This window comes from Pseudomonas protegens (assembly GCF_003732485.1).
In the GTDB taxonomy this organism is placed as follows: Bacteria; Pseudomonadota; Gammaproteobacteria; order Pseudomonadales; family Pseudomonadaceae; genus Aquipseudomonas; species Aquipseudomonas protegens_B.
The window spans coordinates 500,606-518,909 of record NZ_MOAK01000080.1; the positions used below are offsets into that span (position 1 = coordinate 500,606).

At 61.6% G+C, this 18,304-nt stretch carries 17 protein-coding genes and 2 pseudogenes; 10 read left to right on the plus strand and 9 right to left on the minus strand.

Going from position 1 to position 18,304, the window contains the following annotated elements; all coding sequences use genetic code 11:
* Positions 1–27 precede the first annotated feature (27 nt).
* Positions 28–1,341 carry an NAD(P)/FAD-dependent oxidoreductase gene (locus tag BLX41_RS23630; RefSeq protein ID WP_123726823.1) on the plus strand — a complete coding sequence of 438 codons (1,314 nt, stop codon included), beginning with the start codon at positions 28–30 and terminating at the stop codon, positions 1,339–1,341.
* Between the two features lie 28 nt (positions 1,342–1,369).
* Here BLX41_RS23630 and BLX41_RS23635 read toward each other — a convergent pair whose 3' ends face one another.
* Entirely contained in the window at positions 1,370–1,615 is a 246-nt protein-coding gene (locus BLX41_RS23635) for a DUF1127 domain-containing protein (RefSeq protein WP_123726824.1), read from the minus strand.
* A 180-nt stretch (positions 1,616–1,795) separates the two neighbouring features.
* Between BLX41_RS23635 and BLX41_RS23640 the strand changes: the two genes are divergently transcribed.
* The gene (locus BLX41_RS23640) at positions 1,796–3,220 is read left to right on the plus strand and encodes an aminotransferase-like domain-containing protein (protein ID WP_123726825.1); all 1,425 of its coding nucleotides are present in this window, start codon (positions 1,796–1,798) and stop codon (positions 3,218–3,220) included.
* Between the two features lie 69 nt (positions 3,221–3,289).
* Positions 3,290–4,861 (plus strand): phospholipase D family protein, encoded by a 1,572-nt coding sequence (locus BLX41_RS23645; RefSeq protein ID WP_123726826.1) that lies wholly within the window; start codon positions 3,290–3,292, stop codon positions 4,859–4,861.
* A gap of 4 nt (positions 4,862–4,865) precedes the next feature.
* Here the strand turns inward: BLX41_RS23645 and BLX41_RS23650 are convergent, their stop codons facing one another.
* Entirely contained in the window at positions 4,866–6,014 is a 1,149-nt protein-coding gene (locus tag BLX41_RS23650) for an MFS transporter (protein ID WP_123726827.1), read from the minus strand.
* 173 nt (positions 6,015–6,187) lie between these two features.
* Positions 6,188–7,681, minus strand: coding sequence for an aldehyde dehydrogenase (locus BLX41_RS23655; RefSeq protein WP_123726828.1), 1,494 nt, complete (start codon positions 7,679–7,681; stop codon positions 6,188–6,190).
* A 238-nt stretch (positions 7,682–7,919) separates the two neighbouring features.
* On the opposite strand from BLX41_RS23655, the gene BLX41_RS23660 reads away from it, so the two are divergent.
* Positions 7,920–8,282: a cupin domain-containing protein gene (locus BLX41_RS23660; RefSeq protein ID WP_123726829.1), complete on the plus strand. Its 363-nt coding sequence runs from the start codon at positions 7,920–7,922 to the stop codon at positions 8,280–8,282.
* 58 nt (positions 8,283–8,340) lie between these two features.
* Here the strand turns inward: BLX41_RS23660 and rpmG are convergent, their stop codons facing one another.
* The gene (gene rpmG, locus BLX41_RS23665) at positions 8,341–8,496 is read right to left on the minus strand and encodes a 50S ribosomal protein L33 (protein WP_003177274.1); all 156 of its coding nucleotides are present in this window, start codon (positions 8,494–8,496) and stop codon (positions 8,341–8,343) included.
* An 11-nt stretch (positions 8,497–8,507) separates the two neighbouring features.
* Positions 8,508–8,744, minus strand: coding sequence for a 50S ribosomal protein L28 (gene rpmB / locus BLX41_RS23670; protein WP_011064219.1), 237 nt, complete (start codon positions 8,742–8,744; stop codon positions 8,508–8,510).
* A 475-nt stretch (positions 8,745–9,219) separates the two neighbouring features.
* Between rpmB and BLX41_RS23675 the strand changes: the two genes are divergently transcribed.
* Positions 9,220–10,803: an ABC transporter substrate-binding protein gene (locus BLX41_RS23675; RefSeq protein WP_123726830.1), complete on the plus strand. Its 1,584-nt coding sequence runs from the start codon at positions 9,220–9,222 to the stop codon at positions 10,801–10,803.
* A gap of 47 nt (positions 10,804–10,850) precedes the next feature.
* Here BLX41_RS23675 and radC read toward each other — a convergent pair whose 3' ends face one another.
* Positions 10,851–11,525 carry a RadC family protein gene (gene radC / locus BLX41_RS23680; protein ID WP_102881287.1) on the minus strand — a complete coding sequence of 225 codons (675 nt, stop codon included), beginning with the start codon at positions 11,523–11,525 and terminating at the stop codon, positions 10,851–10,853.
* Positions 11,526–11,657: 132 nt separating this feature from the next.
* Between radC and coaBC the strand changes: the two genes are divergently transcribed.
* The 4 genes and pseudogenes from coaBC (at position 11,658) to argB (ending at position 15,920) form a co-directional block, all read left to right on the plus strand.
* A complete protein-coding gene (gene coaBC, locus BLX41_RS23685) occupies positions 11,658–12,866 on the plus strand; it encodes a bifunctional phosphopantothenoylcysteine decarboxylase/phosphopantothenate--cysteine ligase CoaBC (RefSeq protein ID WP_123726831.1) in 1,209 nt (402 codons plus the stop codon).
* Between the two features lie 5 nt (positions 12,867–12,871).
* Positions 12,872–13,327: a dUTP diphosphatase gene (dut, locus tag BLX41_RS23690; RefSeq protein WP_102862261.1), complete on the plus strand. Its 456-nt coding sequence runs from the start codon at positions 12,872–12,874 to the stop codon at positions 13,325–13,327.
* Positions 13,328–13,589: 262 nt separating this feature from the next.
* Positions 13,590–14,990 (plus strand): annotated as a pseudogene (locus BLX41_RS23695) (phosphomannomutase/phosphoglucomutase); the annotation flags it as partial.
* A 24-nt stretch (positions 14,991–15,014) separates the two neighbouring features.
* Positions 15,015–15,920 carry an acetylglutamate kinase gene (gene argB, locus BLX41_RS23700; RefSeq protein WP_011064225.1) on the plus strand — a complete coding sequence of 302 codons (906 nt, stop codon included), beginning with the start codon at positions 15,015–15,017 and terminating at the stop codon, positions 15,918–15,920.
* 168 nt (positions 15,921–16,088) lie between these two features.
* Here argB and pyrE read toward each other — a convergent pair whose 3' ends face one another.
* On the minus strand, positions 16,089–16,733 hold the full coding sequence (gene pyrE / locus BLX41_RS23705) for an orotate phosphoribosyltransferase (RefSeq protein WP_123726833.1): 645 nt from the start codon (positions 16,731–16,733) through the stop codon (positions 16,089–16,091).
* A gap of 81 nt (positions 16,734–16,814) precedes the next feature.
* Here pyrE and BLX41_RS23710 point away from each other — a divergent pair, with 81 nt between their 5' ends.
* Positions 16,815–17,594 (plus strand): exodeoxyribonuclease III, encoded by a 780-nt coding sequence (locus BLX41_RS23710; protein ID WP_123726834.1) that lies wholly within the window; start codon positions 16,815–16,817, stop codon positions 17,592–17,594.
* Between the two features lie 61 nt (positions 17,595–17,655).
* On the opposite strand, the gene BLX41_RS23715 is transcribed toward BLX41_RS23710, so the two are convergent.
* Entirely contained in the window at positions 17,656–18,024 is a 369-nt protein-coding gene (locus tag BLX41_RS23715; RefSeq protein ID WP_123726835.1) for a DUF4870 domain-containing protein, read from the minus strand.
* Between the two features lie 30 nt (positions 18,025–18,054).
* A pseudogene (gene rph / locus BLX41_RS36095) lies at positions 18,055–18,304 on the minus strand (ribonuclease PH); the annotation flags it as partial.

Below are 18,304 nucleotides of genomic sequence, written 5' to 3' on the forward strand. Positions count from 1 at the left end.
CAAGACCCCCTGATCAGGACGCTTTCCATGCCCGCCAGTGCTCAGCAATCCGCCTCCAGCGATCGGCACGCCGCCTCTTACTATGCCGCCAGCAGCCTGCCGCAGCCTGACTACCCGACACTGGCAGGTGAGCTGACAGCGGACGTGTGCGTGGTAGGCGGCGGGTTCTCGGGGCTCAATACCGCCCTGGAACTGGCCGAGCGCGGGTTCAGCGTGATCCTGCTGGAAGCCCGCAAGATCGGCTGGGGCGCCAGCGGCCGCAACGGCGGACAGTTGATTCGCGGGGTCGGCCACGGCCTGGATCAGTTCACCAAGGTAATCGGCAGCGACGGCGTGCGGCAGATGAAGCTCATGGGCCTGGAAGCGGTGGAAATCGTCCGCCAACGCATCGAACGCCTGCAGATCCCCTGCGATCTGACTTGGGGCTACTGCGACCTGGCCAACAAGCCAGCGGACCTTGAAGGCTTTGCCGAAGACGCCGAAGAGCTGCGCAGCCTGGGCTATCGCCACGAAACCCGCCTGTTGCAGGCCGATGAAATGCACAGCGTGGTGGGCTCCAAACGCTACGTTGGCGGGCTGATCGACATGGGCTCCGGCCATCTGCACCCGCTGAACCTGGCCCTGGGTGAAGCCCAGGCGGCGCAGCAGATGGGCGTGCGTCTGTTCGAGCATTCGGCAGTGACTCGCATCGACTACGGTCCCCAGGTCAAGGTCCACAGCCATCGCGGCACGGTCCTTGCCAAGACCCTGGTCCTGGGTTGCAACGCCTACCTCAACGACCTCAACCCGGAGCTGGGGGGCAAGGTGCTGCCGGCCGGCAGCTACATCATTGCCACCGAACCCTTGAGTGAGGCCCAGGCGCAGGAGCTACTGCCACAGAACATGGCGGTCTGCGACCAGCGCGTGGCCCTGGACTACTACCGGCTCTCGGCTGACCGGCGCCTGCTGTTCGGGGGTGCCTGTCATTATTCGGGGCGTGACCCCAAGGACATCGCCGCCTACATGCGGCCGAAGATGCTGGAAGTGTTCCCGCAACTGGCCACAGTGAAGATCGACTACCAGTGGGGCGGCATGATCGGCATCGGCGCCAATCGCCTGCCACAGATCGGCCGACTCAAGGACCAGCCCAATGTGTATTACGCCCAGGCCTATTCAGGCCATGGGCTGAACGCCACGCACCTGGCGGGCAAGTTGCTGGGGGAGGCCATCAGCGGCCAACAGGGCGGTGGTTTCGACCTGTTCGCCAAGGTGCCGCACATCACTTTCCCCGGCGGCAAGCACCTGCGCTCGCCGCTGCTGGCCCTGGGCATGCTCTGGCATCGCCTGAAAGAGCTGGCCTGATCTTCCGCGGCTCCTCGCCGCTGTGGAATTACAGCCGCCAGAAAGGCTTGAGGCCTTCGGCCCGCGCCTCCTCGCGGCTCAGCCCTACATCCCGCAACTCCTCGGCGGTCAACTCCAGCAACCCCTTGCGGGTACGCAGTCGATGCCAGTACAGACCCCAGGGACCCAACCCGGACGGCGAGGAGCGCGACAGGGTCGACGCCGCTGCCCGCTCCTGCTCGGCCTCCAGTTCCTGACTGCGTAACGACAGCCGCACATCGCTCAAGCCGTTCATTTCCATTGCTCCTGTTTGCTCAAGTTGCCATGAGCGAACATGATGGGCGCCGCACCAAAACCAATACAGACCCAATACAGCGGTATTACTTCCATACAGTTTTGCCAAAAATTCCGCTGAATCCTGTATTTTTGCCCCATCTGTACTGGTCCTCCGTGACTGCCACTTCGAGCCAACGCCATGACCCTCTATGTGAACCTCGCCGAACTCCTGGGCACCCGCATCGAACAGGGCTTCTATCGCCCCGGTGATCGACTGCCCTCGGTGCGTGCCCTGAGCGTAGAACACGGGGTCAGCCTGAGCACCGTGCAGCAGGCCTATCGCCTGCTGGAAGACAACGGCCTGGCCATGCCCAAGCCAAAATCCGGATACTTCGTGCCTCCCAGCCGTGAGTTGCCCGCCCTGCCGGCGGTCGGTCGCCCGGCCCAGCGGCCGGTGGAAATATCCCAGTGGGATCAGGTCCTGGAGCTGATCCGCGCGGTGCCGCGCAAGGACGTGGTGCAGCTGGGCCGCGGCATGCCGGACATCACCACACCGACCATGAAGCCATTGCTGCGGGCCCTGGCCCGGCTCAGTCGGCGCCAGGACATGCCCGGCCTGCACTACGACAACATCTACGGCGTGCTGGAATTGCGCGAGCAAGTGGCGCGGCTGATGTTGGATTCCGGCTGCCAGCTGGGGGCCAATGATCTGGTGATCACCACTGGCTGCCACGAAGCCCTGTCCGCCAGCATTCGCGCCATCTGCGAGCCCGGGGACATCGTTGCCGTAGACTCGCCGAGCTTTCACGGCGCCATGCAGACCCTCAAGGGGCTGGGCATGAAAGCCCTGGAAATCCCCACCGACCCTATTACCGGGATCAGTCTGGAAGCCCTGGAACTGGCCCTGGAGCAGTGGCCGATCAAGGCCATACAGTTGACCCCCAACTGCAACAACCCCTTGGGCTACATCATGCCGGAGTCACGCAAGCGGGCCCTGCTGACCCTGGCCCAGCGCTTCGACGTGGCGATCATCGAGGACGATGTGTATGGCGAACTGGCCTACACCTACCCACGCCCGCGAACCATCAAGTCCTTCGACGACGACGGTAGAGTCCTGCTGTGCAGTTCCTTCTCCAAGACCCTGGCCCCCGGCCTGCGCATTGGCTGGGTCGCCCCCGGCCGCTACTTGGAGCGGGTGCTGCACATGAAGTACATCAGCACCGGTTCCACCGCCCCGCAGCCCCAGGTGGCCATCGCCGAATTCTTGAAAAGCGGCCACTTCGAGCCCCACTTGCGCAAGATGCGCACTCAATACCAGCGCAATCGCGACCTGATGCTCGACTGGGTCAGCCGCTATTTCCCCACGGGCACCCGCGCCAGCCGTCCCCAGGGCAGTTTCATGCTGTGGATCGAACTGCCTGAAGGCTTCGACGCTCTGAAACTCAACCGGGCACTGCTCGACCAAGGCGTGCAGATCGCCGTGGGCAGCATCTTTTCCGCCTCGGGCAAGTACCGCAACTGCCTGCGGATGAACTACGCTGCCAAGCCAACCGCGCAGATCGAGGACGCGGTACGCAAAGTCGGCTCCGCAGCCATCAAGCTGCTCAGCGAAACCCAGGACTGAACCCCGGGTCACGCTGCTGGAAGCCAGCCGCCCCATGCCAACCCGCGCCGTGAAGCGAGATGACCTGACTTGAGCCGTAAACAGGGGTTTATCCTGCCGCTGATCCTGACCCTCGGGCTGGGCGGCTGCGCCACCCGGGAGGTGCCTTACCAGCCCAGCCAGGCCCTGGCCGCCGAGGATTCCAGCTTCGCCCAGTCCATCAGGACCCAGGTCGCCCCCTACCAGGGACGCTCCGGCTTTCGCCTGCTGCCCAACAGCACTGAAGCCTTCATGGCCCGCGCCGAACTGATCCGCAACGCCCAGAGCAGCCTCGACCTGCAGTACTACATCGTCCATGACGGCATCAGCACCCGGATGCTGGTGGACGAACTGCTCAAGGCTGCCGATCGAGGTGTGCGGGTACGCATCCTGCTGGACGACACCACCAGCGACGGGCTGGACCAGATCATCGCGACTCTTGCCGCCCATCCGCAGATCCAGATCCGCCTGTTCAACCCGCTGCACCTGGGCCGCAGCACCGGCGTTACCCGGGCCATGGGCCGTCTGTTCAACCTGTCGCAGCAGCATCGACGGATGCACAACAAGCTGTGGCTGGCGGACAACAGCGTGGCCATCGTCGGCGGACGCAACCTCGGCGATGAGTACTTCGATGCCGAACCCGATCTCAACTTCACCGACATCGACATGTTCAGCGCAGGCCCCGTAGCCGAACAACTGGGCCATAGCTTCGACCAATACTGGAACAGCGCCCTGAGCCGGCCCATAGGCGAGTTCCTGTCTTACGCACCTTCAGCCAAGGCCCTGAACAACACCCGCCAGCGCCTGGAGGAGTCGCTACAAGACAGCCGCCGGCAAAACCAGTCCCTGTATCGCCAGTTGATGACCTATCAGACCCAGCCACGCATGGATATCTGGCGCAAGGAACTGATCTGGGCCTGGAACCAGGCCCTGTGGGACGCGCCCACCAAGGTCCTGGCCAAGGGCGATCCCGACCCGCACTTGCTGCTGACCACCCAGCTGGCACCGGAACTCAAGGGCGTCAGCAAGGAGCTGATCATGGTCTCGGCCTACTTCGTCCCGGGCCAGCCGGGGCTGGTGTACCTGACCGGCCGGGCTGACGCCGGGGTCGCGGTCAGTCTCTTGACCAACTCCCTGGAAGCCACCGACGTGCCGGTGGTGCATGGCGGCTACGCGCCCTATCGCAAAGCCCTGCTGGAGCACGGCGTGAAGCTCTACGAGTTGCGCAGGCAACCCGGAGAGCGGGGCGGCGGCAGCGGTCCGCGGCTGTTCCACGGCGGTTCCCTGAAGGGCTCGGACTCCAGCCTGCACAGCAAGGCGATGGTCTTCGACCGACAGAAGAGTTTTATCGGCTCGTTCAATTTCGATTCACGCTCAGTGCTGTGGAACACCGAGGTCGGGGTACTGGTGGACAGCCCCGAACTGGCCGAGCATGTACGCGCCCTGGCCCTGCAAGGGATGGCGCCGCCCCTCAGCTACCAGGTCAAACTGGAGAACGGCAAGCTGGTCTGGATCACCGAGGACCATGGGCGGTTGCACAGCCTGAGCCACGAGCCCGGCAGCTGGTGGCGGCGCATCAATGCCTGGCTGAGTACCCGCATCGGTCTGGAGCGCATGCTTTGAAGCGCTACAGGGGTTGTGCCTGGACGCCGCCAAAAGCGCCCTGACGCAGCAGCAGAAGCAACAGGCCAAAGGCGCCCGCCGCTACCAGCAGCAACATCGCATGGCCGCTGACCCACTGGCTGCCCGCCCCTGCCACCAAGGGACCGATCAGGCAACCGATACCCCACAGCTGCGCCACATGGGCATTGGCTCGCACCAGCGCATCGTCGCGATAACGCTCGCCGATCAGGATCAGCGACAAGGTGAACAGGCCGCCAGCGCTAGCCCCGAACAGCACCCACAAAGGCCAGATCAATACGCTGTCCAGCAGCAGGGGAATGGCCAGGCTGGAACACAGCAGGATCACCGCGCAACCGGTGAACAGGCCGCGCCGAGAGACGCGATCGGCCAAGGCGCCGATCGGCAGCTGCAACAATGCATCGCCCACCACCACGGTGCTGACCATGGCCAGAGCCACGTCCTCGGTGAAGCCCTGGCTCAAGCAATAAACCGGAAGCAGGGTCAGGATCAAAGCCTCGAAAGTCGCGAACAAGGCCACCGCCCAACCAATCGCCGGCAGCGCCTGACAGAAGCGCCAGAGGTCGATCAGGGTGACATTGCAGGACTCGGTGCTCGGCGCTCCGCTACGCCCCAACAGCAGCAGGGGCGCAGCCACCAACAACCCCACCGAGACCCAGAAACCATAGTCCTGCGTGGTACCCAGAACGCCCAGCAGCAAGGGGCCCGCCAGCTGGCTCAAGGCGTAGCCGCTGCCATACAACGCCACCAGCCGCCCCCGCCACTGCTCCACCACCAGCTGGTTGATCCAGCTTTCCCCCAGGATGAAAATGATGGTCAGTACCACGCCCAGGATCAGGCGCAACGCCAGCCACACCGGATAGCTGGGCAACAGCGCCAGCAGTCCGATGGAGAGCGCACCCGCCCACAGGCACAGGCGCATCAGGTTGGCGGTACCGAAGCGAGCCGCCAGACGACTGGAAATCTTCGCGCCCAGCAGCACGCCAATGGCCGGCATCGCCGCGACCACACCAATCGCAAAGGGCCCGTAGCCCCAGCTTTCCAGGCGAAAGGACACCAGCGGCATGGTCATGCCCAGGGCCAGGCCGACGCTCAAGACAGCGGATAAAACGGCGAAATAGGTCGCCCAAGGCATTTCCACACTCCTGTGGATCATTATTCTGCAAGCCACAGACAACACAGCCGGACTCCCCTCGCGGGAAGTCCGGCTGCGCTGTGGATCAACAGCTTCGGGCAGGAGCGCCTGTACGGCGTGGCGCTTGCCGGCGAAAGCGCCCGTGCGGACGCTATCGCCTCAACCCCGAAGACTCAGAGCTTGATCCAGGTCGCTTTCAGCTCGGTGTACTTGTCGAACGCGTGCAGCGACTTGTCCCGACCATTGCCCGACTGCTTGAAGCCGCCGAACGGCGCGGTCATGTCACCACCGTCGTACTGGTTGACCCAGACGCTGCCGGCACGCAGTGCCTTGGCCGTCAGATGAGCCTTGGAGATGTTTGCAGTCCAGACCGCCGCCGCCAACCCGTACGGGGTGTCGTTGGCAATCTGGATCGCCTCCTCAACGCTGTCGAACGCAATCACCGACAGCACGGGGCCGAAGATCTCTTCCTGGGCAATCTTCATTGCGTTGCTGACGCCGTCGAAAATCGTCGGCTCGACGTAGGTGCCACCCGTTTCCTGCAGGGTGCGCTTGCCGCCGGCCACCAATTTGGCGCCATCGGCATGACCTGCCTCGATGTAGGACAGCACGGTGTTCATCTGCTGGGTATCCACCAGGGCGCCGACGTTGGTAGCCGGGTCCAGTGGATTGCCCGGCTTCCAGGCTTTCAGGGCCTCGATCACCAGCGGCAGGAACTTGTCCTTGATAGAACGCTCCACCAGCAGGCGAGAACCGGCGGTGCAAACTTCGCCCTGGTTGAAGGCGATGGCGCTGGCGGCGGATTCGGCGGCGGCCTGCAGGTCCGGGGCATCGGCGAACACGATGTTCGGGCTCTTGCCACCGGCTTCCAGCCAGACACGCTTCATATTGGACTCACCGGAGTACACCAGCAGTTGCTTGGCGATCTTGGTGGAGCCGGTGAACACCAGGGTGTCCACGTCCATGTGCAGGGCCAGGGCCTTGCCAACGGTGTGGCCATAGCCTGGGAGCACGTTGAACACGCCGGCCGGAATCCCGGCTTCCACTGCCAGGGCCGCGATGCGGATCGCAGTCAGCGGGGATTTTTCCGAAGGCTTGAGGATCACCGAGTTACCGGTGGACAGCGCCGGTCCCAGTTTCCAGCAGGCCATCATCAGCGGGAAGTTCCACGGCACGATGGCCGCGACTACGCCCACGGGCTCACGGGTTACCAGACCCAGTTGGTCGTGGGGAGTGGCAGCGACTTCGTCGTAGATCTTGTCAATAGCCTCGCCGCTCCAGCTCAGCGCTTGCGCCGCGCCGGGAACGTCGATTTCCAGGGAGTCGGTGATGGGCTTGCCCATGTCCAGGGTTTCCAGGAGCGCGAGCTCTTGGGCGTGTTGCTTGAGCAGGCCGGCAAAACGAATCATGACGGACTTGCGCTTGGCCGGCGCCAGGCGCGACCAGACGCCAGAGTTGAAGGTGGCGCGGGCATTGTCCACGGCACGCTGGGCATCGGCGGCGTCACAGCTGGCAATGGTTGCCAGCACACGGCCGTCTACCGGGCTGATGCACTCGAAGGTGTCATTGGAAACAGCTGCGGTGTATTCACCGTTGATGTAGGCGCGGCCTTCGATTTTCAGGTCGCGGGCACGTTGTTCCCAATCGGCACGAGTCAGGGTGGTCATACGAGTGTCCTCCTCTTATTTGAATACAAGCGCCATGCGAACTACGCCGGCACTCATGAAGAATTCTGCCCGGCCAGCCTGTTTTCGGCCAAAGGCACCCGCCACCCTAAACCAGCGACCCCTGTACTTTCAATATATTTGACAAAGTCCGGGCAAACGCCATTGCTATGTGCATTTTAATAAACATAGACTTTGGCCTTCATAGCCACTCGCGCCGCAATCACGGGGGAATACAAGAATGAGCATCCACAACGTCGTCGACTTCAGCCAGGCCCACACCGAGGGCGAACGCTACCGCCCTGCGCCGGAAAAAATCCTCAAGGGCGATCCTGAGCAAGCAGTGTTCAATCACTACGCCAGCCCGTGCGGGCAACTCAATGCCGGGATCTGGGAAGGCGCTGTGGGCCAATGGACGGTGAACTTCACCGAACACGAATACTGCGAGATTCTCCAGGGTGTGTCGGTGCTGCGAGACAACGACGGCAATGCCAAGACCCTGCGCTCTGGCGACCGCTTTGTGATCCCGGCCGGCTTCAAAGGCACCTGGGAAGTGCTGGAGCCCTGTCGCAAGGTCTACGTGGCCTTCGAACAGAAAGCCTGAATCCCAGGCACAAAAAAACCCGCTTGAAGGCGGGTTTTTTTGTCAGAAGAAAAATCAATTACTTGATTTTGCCTTCCTTGTAGATCACGTGCTTACGAACAACCGGATCATATTTCTTGATCTCGATTTTGTCCGGAGTAGTACGCTTGTTCTTGTCGGTAGTGTAGAAGTGACCAGTACCGGCGCTCGAGATCAAACGAATCAATTCACGCATGATTAGCTCCCTTAAACCTTGCCGCCATCGCGACGGATTTCGGCCAGCACGACATCAATGCCGCGCTTGTCGATGATACGCATGCCTTTGGCAGATACGCGCAGACGCACAAAACGTTTCTCGGACTCAACCCAGAAGCGGTGATGCTGCAGGTTCGGCAGGAAACGACGACGGGTTTTGTTGTTTGCGTGGGAAATGTTATTCCCAGTCACCGGACCCTTACCGGTAACTTGACAGACTCTAGACATGCCTCAGCCCTCTAAAACCACATGCCCAACCCGGCATGGGTTGGCCGCTTAATCTCTCAGTCATTTGGCGCCAGGCGCCGCGTTTCTTTAGGGTCTTACCGGCTACACCTACAAGCGAAGGAACCGGGCCCCTAGAAAAGAGCGCTGCTTTATACCAGAAAGACCCCATAGCAACAACAGCCGCTGTGTGCAGGATGATGAAAAGTCCTGATTTTCTTGCGCCGGACGCCTGCGGCAAAGGCTACCGCAGAAATCTACCGCTCGTCGCAGAATATATTTCTCTCGAAACCCCGGGAACAAATCTGCCGCTGAACGCGGGCCTATCTGTACAAAATCACGGCTCGGGCCCTGACCGCGCCCCAGGTTTCAGCGCCGGATACAAAAGGGATAGTCATTTTACAAAGAGGCCACTAGGGTAAGGCATTTCCAGACTGCACTCGCAGATGGGCTTTCGATCTGCACAAGGAACCCGACCATGCGTCTCGCCGCCCTCCCGCTCCTGCTCGCCCCTCTTCTGAGCCCGTTGGCCCAGGCCGCCGCGCTGAGCGTCTGCACCGAAGCCAGCCCGGAAGGCTTCGACGTGGTGCAGTACAACTCGCTGACCACCACCAACGCGTCCGCCGACGTACTGATGAACCGCCTGGTGGAATTCGACGCCGTCAGCGGCAAGGTGGTCCCCAGCCTGGCCGATAGCTGGGAAGTTTCCGCAGATGGCCTGAGTTATGTCTTCAAGCTGCATCCCAAGGTCAAGTTTCACCGTACCGACTACTTCAACCCCAGCCGCGAGCTGACCGCCGAAGACGTCAAATTCAGCTTCGAGCGCATGCTCGACCCAGCCCAACCGTGGCACAAGGTCGCCCAGAGCGGTTTCCCACACGCCCAATCCCTGCAGTTGCCCAGCCTGATCAAGAAGATCGACGCCCTGGACCCGCTGACCGTGCGCTTTACCCTGGATCACGCCGACTCGACCTTCCTCCCCACGCTGAGCATGGGCTTCGCCTCGATCTACTCCGCGGAGTACGCCGACCAGTTGCTCAAGGCCGGTACCCCGGAGAAGCTCAACAGCCAGCCAATCGGCAGCGGCCCATTCATTTTCGGGCGCTTCCAGAAAGACGCGTCGATCCGTTACAAGGCCAACCGCGACTACTTTGCCGGCAAACCGGCGGTGGACTCGCTGATATTCGCCATCACCCCAGACGCCAACGTGCGCCTGCAGAAACTGCGGCGCAATGAGTGCCAGATCGCCCTGTCGCCCAAGCCCCTGGATGTCCAGGCCGCCAATGACGATCCAACCCTGAAGATCGAGAAAACTGCTGCCTTCATGACGGCCTTCGTCGCAATCAACAGCCAGCATCCGCCTCTGGACAAACCCGAAGTACGCCAGGCGATCAACCTGGCCTTCGACAAGGCCCACTACCTCAAGACAGTGTTCGAAGGCACTGCCGAGGCCGCCAACGGCCCCTACCCGGCCAATACCTGGAGCTACGCCAAGGAGCTGCCGGGTTACGCCCACGACCCGGAAAAAGCTCGTCAGTTGCTGGCCAAGGCAGGCCTGAAAAACGGCTTCGAGACCACGATCTGGACCCGCCCCTCCGGCAGCCTGCTCAACCCCAACCCCAGCCTGGGCGCCCAATTGCTGCAGGCGGACCTGGCCCAAGTGGGAATCCAGGCGGAAATCCGCGTGATCGAATGGGGCGAGCTGATACGCCGGGCCAAGGCTGGCGAACATGATCTGCTGTTCATGGGCTGGGCCGGCGACAACGGCGACCCGGATAACTTCCTCACACCGCAGTTCACCTGCGCGGCGGTCAAATCCGGCACCAACTTCGCCCGCTACTGCGATCAGAACCTGGACAAACTGATTACCGCCGGCAAGACCACCAGCGAACAGGGCGTGCGCAGCAAGCTCTACCAGCAGGCCCAGACCCAGATCCAGCAACAGGCGCTGTGGCTACCTCTGGCTCACCCGACCGCTTTCGCCCTGACCCGCAAACAGGTCGAGGGTTATCAAGTGAGCCCCTTCGGTCGCCAGGATTACTCGAAGGTCAGCGTCAAGTGACACACCGGCCAGCTTCAAGGTCAGTGCGACCTTGAAGCCGGCCGCCTTCAGATCCAGCCATACTCGGCCATGGACAACGGATCGCCCTCTCCCACGATGAAGTGATCCAGCACCCTTACATCGATCAACTCCAGTGCTTCCTGCAAACGCCGGGTCACCACACGATCGGCCGGGCTGGGCTCAGAGATGCCCGATGGGTGGTTGTGACAGAGAATCACCGCTGCGGCGTTATGCGCCAGGGTGCGTTTGAGCACTTGCCGCGGGTACACCGTGGTGCTGTCGATCGAACCTTGAAACAGCACCTCAAAGGCCAGGACCCGATGCTTGGTGTCGAGAAACAGACAGCCAAACACCTCGTGGGGCTCGTGTCGCAGCATCGACTTCAGGTAATCGCGCACCACCAGCGGACTTTCCAGGGCCGACTGCCGATGGAGTTTTTCTGCCAGATGCCGACGCGCCATCTCCAACACCGCTTGCAACAGGGCGTACTTGGCCGGCCCTAATCCCAACTGGCGGGTGAAGGTCAACTGATCGGCTTCCAGCAGACTGCGCAAGCTGCCGAAGCGATGCAACAGGTGCCGCGCCAGGTCGACCGCACTTTTTCCGGCCACCCCGGTGCGCAGGAAGATCGCCAGTAATTCGGCGTCGGAGAGACTGATGGCGCCCTGCTCCAGAAGCCGTTCCCGCGGGCGCTCCGCCGCAGGCCAATCACGAATACTCATCACACCTCCCTGTGCATGGCGCCGCTGTTCGACAGCGGGCGCTGTGCTATCTTAGCCCCCTCTTTTTTGCGTGGTATTTCACCTGGGGAGGGGGCATGCCACGCAGCAATCACTGAACGGAAAAACAGGCCTATGCAGCGGCTGTATCGGAAACGCATCGTGCTCGGCGTCGGCGGCGGCATTGCCGCCTACAAGAGCGCGGAGCTGGTTCGCCGACTCCTCGACCAGGGCGCCGAAGTGCGTGTGGTCATGACCCGGGGCGGCAGTGAGTTCATCACCCCGCTGACCATGCAGGCCCTCTCCGGGCACCCGGTCCATCTCGACCTGCTGGACCCGGCCGCAGAAGCTGCCATGGGCCACATCGAGCTGGCCAAATGGGCCGATCTGGTCCTGATCGCCCCCGCCACGGCCGACCTGATCGCCCGTCTGGCCCAGGGCATCGCCGATGACCTGCTGACCACCCTGGTCCTGGCCACAGACGCCACCGTCGCCATCGCCCCAGCCATGAATCAGGCCATGTGGCGCGACCCTGCCACCCAGGCCAACACCCAATTGCTGCAAAGCCGTGGCCTGCGGGTCTTCGGCCCGGCCTCCGGCAGCCAGGCCTGTGGCGACGTCGGCCTGGGCCGCATGCTGGAAGCCAACGATCTGGCGCTGTGCGCCGCCGACTGCTTCCAGCACCTGGCCCTGACCGGCAAACACCTGCTGATCACTGCCGGCCCCACGCAGGAAAACATCGATCCGGTGCGCTACATCACCAACCATAGCTCAGGAAAAATGGGCTTCGCCCTGGCCGAGGCTGCCGTCGAAGCCGGCGCCCGGGTCACCCTGATCACCGGACCGGTGCACCTGCCGACCCCCGACAGAGTCACTCGGATCGACGTAGTCAGCGCCCGCGACATGCTCGCGGCGTGCGAGGCGGCCATCCCGTGCGACGTTTTCATCGCCTCCGCGGCGGTCGCGGACTACCGCCCGGAAGTCGTTGCCCCGCAGAAATTAAAGAAAGACCCTACGAAAGGTGACGGCCTGCTACTACAGATGGTGCGCAACCCAGATATCCTGGCCACCATCGCTACGCGGCCGGATCGGCCATTCAGTGTCGGTTTCGCCGCCGAAACCGAAAATCTGCTCGACTACGCTGCACGCAAATTGAAGGACAAGAACCTCGACCTGATCGTCGCCAACGACGTAGCCAACCCGAGCATTGGCTTCAACAGCGAGGAAAACGCCTGCAGCGTGATTGACCGGGAGTTGCATGCAACTCTCTTCGCCCAGACCAGCAAGGGCAAGATTGCCCGCCAACTGATCTCTTTTATCGCCGAACGGCTGAACCAGGTTTAACTTCAATGCACGCTTTACAAGCCAAGATCCTCGACCCACGCATCGGCAACGAATTCCCTCTGCCGCAGTACGCTACGCCGGGCTCCGCCGGCCTCGACCTGCGGGCCATGCTCAAGGAAGACACCATCCTGGAGCCAGGCCAGACGCTGCTGATTCCGACCGGGCTGTCGGTCTACATTGGCGATCCGGGCCTGGCGGCGCTGATCCTGCCGCGCTCCGGCCTGGGCCATAAACACGGCATCGTGCTGGGCAACCTGGTAGGTCTGATCGACTCGGACTACCAGGGCGAACTGATGGTTTCCTGCTGGAACCGCGGTCAGACCGCCTTCAATATCGCCGTTGGCGAGCGCATCGCCCAACTGGTGCTGGTGCCGGTGGTGCAGGCGCACTTCGAAGTGGTTGAGGCTTTTGATGAAAGCCAGCGCGGCGCAGGCGGTTTCGGCCACTCCGGCAGCCACTGATTGCGCACCCTCGGTCCAGGCAACTGGTCCGGCCGGAAGGTAACGGCAGGGTATTTAAGGATAAATGGCCGCGGGTCTCTGCATGGCCCCAAGGGCCTGTCAAATCAGGCTCTTGAACATCCGCAGACCGGCAAGTGCCCTCCAGATGGCACTTTCGCAGTACGAACTCTATGCTGAAAACGCCGTCATACCCTTCAGTTTGAGCCCGCCGGCCTGTCATTTCCCCGGCCGTAATGCCCCCCCTTCAATTGGAGCACCCTCAGTGATGAGCAACGCAGCCAAAGTCCCCCCGACACTTCCCGAGAGCATCTTCCGCGCCTATGACATCCGCGGCGTTGTACCGCAAACCCTGACCGCCGAAACCGCCTACTGGATCGGCCGCGCCGTTGGCTCCCAGAGCCTGGAACAAGGCGAACCCAATGTTTGCGTGGGTCGCGACGGCCGCCTTTCCGGGCCAGAACTGGTAACGCAACTGATTCAGGGCCTGCACGACAGCGGCTGCCACGTCAGCGATGTCGGCCTGGTGCCGACCCCTGCCCTGTACTACGCCGCCAATGTCCTGGCCGGCAAGTCCGGGGTGATGCTCACCGGCAGCCACAACCCGTCGAACTACAACGGTTTCAAGATCGTCATCGCCGGCGACACCCTGGCCAACGAACAGATCCAAGCCCTGCACCAGCGCCTCAAGACCAACAACCTGAGCAGTGCCCAGGGCAGCATCACCAAGGTCGACATCCTGCCGCGCTACGCCGACGAGATCACCCGAGACGTGAAGCTGGCCCGCCGCCTGAAAGTCGTGGTGGATTGCGGCAACGGCGCCGCCGGGGTCATTGCCCCACAACTGATCGAGGCCTTGAACTGCGAAGTCATTCCGCTGTTCTGCGAGGTAGACGGCAACTTCCCCAATCATCACCCGGATCCGGGCAAACCCGAGAACCTTGAAGACCTGATCGCCAAGGTCAAGGAAACCGGCGCCGATCTGGGCCTGGCCTTCGACGGTGACGGCGATCGCGTCGGCGTGGTGACCAATACCGGCAGCATCGTTTACCCCGATCGCCTGCTAATGCTGTTCGCCAAGGACGTGGTGGCGCGCAATCCGGATGCGGAAATCATTTTCGACGTCAAATGCACCCGACGCCTGATTCCGCTGATCAAGGAATACGGCGGTCGACCGCTAATGTGGAAGACCGGTCACTCGTTGATCAAAAAGAAAATGAAGCAGACCGGCGCCCTGCTGGCCGGCGAAATGAGCGGCCATGTGTTCTTCAAGGAGCGTTGGTTCGGTTTCGACGACGGCATTTATAGCGCCGCACGGTTGCTGGAGATCCTCAGCAAGGAAAAATCCACTGCGGAAGAGCTGTTCGCCACCTTCCCGAATGATATTTCTACGCCGGAAATCAATATCCATGTGACCGAAGAGAGCAAATTCAGCATCATTGATGCCTTGCACGATGCGCAGTGGGGCGCAGGCGCCGACCTGACCACCATTGACGGGGTGCGAGTCGACTATGCCAAGGGCTGGGGCCTGGTTCGCGCCTCCAACACCACCCCTGTGCTGGTGCTGCGCTTCGAGGCTGATGACGAAGCCGAGCTGCAGCGGATCAAGGACGTGTTCCACGTCCAGCTGAAACGTGTTGCACCTGATCTCCAACTACCGTTTTGACTGTTTGAAGCACCGGAGCCCTGAATGACCATCGAACGCGATGCCGCCGCCAATACCGCCAAGGTCCTATCCGAAGCGCTGCCTTATATCCGCCGCTATGTCGGCAAGACCTTGGTGATCAAGTACGGCGGCAACGCTATGGAGAGCGAGGAGCTGAAAACCGGCTTCGCTCGCGACATCGTGCTGATGAAGGCTGTCGGGATCAACCCGGTGGTGGTGCACGGCGGCGGCCCGCAAATCGGTGATCTGCTCAAGCGCCTGTCGATCGAAAGCCACTTCGTCGATGGCATGCGCGTGACTGACGCTCAGACCATGGACGTGGTGGAGATGGTCCTCGGTGGCCAGGTCAACAAGGACATCGTCAACCTGATCAACCGCCATGGCGGCAGCGCCATCGGCCTGACCGGTAAAGATGCCGAGCTGATCCGGGCGAAAAAACTTACAGTGACCCGCCAGACACCGGAAATGACCACGCCGGAAATCATCGATATTGGCCATGTGGGCGAAGTGGTCGGGATCAACACCGACCTGCTGAACCTGCTGGTCAAGGGTGACTTCATCCCTGTGATCGCCCCGATTGGGGTTGGCGCCAACGGTGAGTCCTACAACATCAACGCCGACCTGGTAGCTGGCAAGGTGGCCGAAGCACTGAAAGCTGAAAAGCTGATGCTGCTGACCAACATCGCCGGCCTGATGGACAAGTCGGGCAAGGTCCTGACCGGCCTGAGCACCCAGCAGGTGGACGAGTTGATCGCCGATGGCACTATCTACGGCGGCATGCTGCCGAAGATCCGCTGCGCCCTGGAAGCGGTACAAGGCGGCGTCGGCAGTTCCCTGATCATCGACGGGCGCGTACCCAATGCGATTCTGCTGGAGATCTTCACCGATACCGGTGTCGGCACCCTGATCAGCAACCGCAAACGCCCTTAAGCGACAGCCACAAAAAAGCCCCCGCCCGGCATCCCGGGCGGGGGCTTTTTTATCTACGCAATCTTTATAGGAGCTGGCTTGTGTAGGAGCTGGCTTGCCAGCGAAGGCGCCCTCAAGGGCAATGCAATACTTGATGGCCTGTTCGCCGGCAAGCCGGCTCCTACAGTTTCAGATTCCGTATTGCGCGCGGTAGGCTTCCACCGCCGGCAGATGCTGCTTGAGCGCCGGATCGTCTGCCAGGAACTGCAGGACCTGGGTCAGGGAAACGATACTCACCACTGGAATGCCGAAGTCACGCTCGACTTCCTGGATCGCTGACAACTCACCGTTGCCACGCTCCTCGCGGTTCAGGGCGATCAACACACCGGCAGCCTTGGCACCGCCCTGGGACTCGATGATCTGCATCACTTCACGAATTGCGGTGCCGGCGGTGATCACGTCATCGATGATCAGCACATCACCGGTCAATGGCGCGCCTACCAGGCTCCCGCCCTCACCGTGCGCCTTGGCTTCCTTGCGGTTGAAACACCAAGGCAGATCGCGCTGATGATGTTCAGCCAGAGCCACTGCAGTGGCTGCAGCCAAGGGAATGCCTTTATAAGCCGGGCCAAACAGCACATCGAAGGGAATGCCGCTCTCGACGATCGCCGCCGCATAGAAACGCCCCAGCTGGGCCAGGGCCGAACCGCTGTTGAACAGGCCGGCATTGAAGAAGTAAGGGCTGGTGCGCCCGGACTTCAGGGTGAACTCACCGAAGCGCAAAACCCCGCGATCGATGGCAAAACGAATGAAATCGCGCTGATACGCCTGCATGAAAAAACCCCAGATACCACGGATTTAGCTAATTAGGTAGAGCTCGGGTATCATACACGCACGTGATTTTTGGGGCCATTTATGCGGATCATCAGTGTGAACGTCAATGGTATTCAGGCTGCAGTGGAGCGTGGTTTGCTCAGTTGGCTGCAGGCACAGAATGCCGACGTCATCTGCCTGCAGGACACCCGCGCCTCTGCCTTTGAACTGGACGACCCAGCCTTCCAACTGGATGGCTACTTCCTTTATGCCTGCGATGCTGAAGTCCCTGCCCAAGGCGGTGTGGCTTTGTATTCGCGGTTGCAGCCGAAGGCGGTCATCAGCGGCCTCGGCTTCGAGACAGCCGATCGTTACGGGCGCTACCTGCAAGCCGATTTCGACAAGGTCAGCATCGCGACCTTGCTGCTTCCATCAGGGCAGAACGGCGATGAAGACTTGAACCAGAAGTTCAAGTTAATGGACGATTTCGCCCGTTATCTGGACAAGCAGCGGCGCAAACGTCGCGAGTACATTTATTGTGGCTCGCTGTACGTGGCGCAACAGAAGCTGGATATCAAGAACTGGCGTGACGGCCAGCAATCTCCGGGCTTCCTGGCGCCTGAGCGCGCCTGGATGGACGAGATTATCGGCAACATGGGTTATGTCGATGCCCTGCGCGAAGTCAGTCGCGAAGGCGACCAGTACAGCTGGTGGCCGGACAATGAACAGGCCGAGATGCTCAACCTGGGCTGGCGTTTCGACTATCAGTTGCTGACTCCCGGCCTGCGCCGTTTTGTCCGCAGCGCACGCCTGCCGCGCCAGCCGCGTTTTTCGCAGCATGCGCCGCTGATCGTGGACTATGACTGGACACTGACCATCTAAGCGTCCGTTCACAGCCACAAAAAAGCCGACATCACTGTCGGCTTTTTTGTGCGCGCTCGCCCTATTTGATCAGGCGCAACGTGAAAGGGTAGCGATATGGCACTCCCTCCCCAGCCTTGACCCCACCGATGATGGTCAGCACCAGACCACCAATCGCCAGCAGGCCGAACATAAAGAACCCGATTATCACGATCATCAGCAGGAAACAGACTGCCGAAGCGATAGCGACCGTCAGCTGAAAGTTCAGCGCTTCCTTGCCTTGTGCATCGATGAAGGGATCGGTCTCGCGCTTCATCTGCCAAAGAATCAGCGGCCCGATCAGCGTGCCGAATGGAACCCAGATCCCCAGCAAGGCGGACAAGTGACAAAACATTGCCCATTGCCGAACTTCATGGCTCGGGGCGGGCTGGGGTAGCTGCTCATCACTCATGGTGCTCTCCTTGCTGAAGACCGGCGCCCATCAATCGGCGAGTGCCGCCTGCTGCAGTTGGAAGATTTCGTTCATGCCTTGCTGAGCCAGGGCCAGCATTGCATTCAGTTCAGCAGGCTGGAATGGCGCACCCTCGGCGGTGCCCTGCACCTCGATGAAGCCACCAGTGCTGGTCATCACTACGTTGAGGTCGGTCTCGGCTGCCGAATCTTCCAGATAGTCCAGGTCCAGAACCGGTTCGCCCTGATACATGCCCACGGACACAGCAGCAATCATCTGC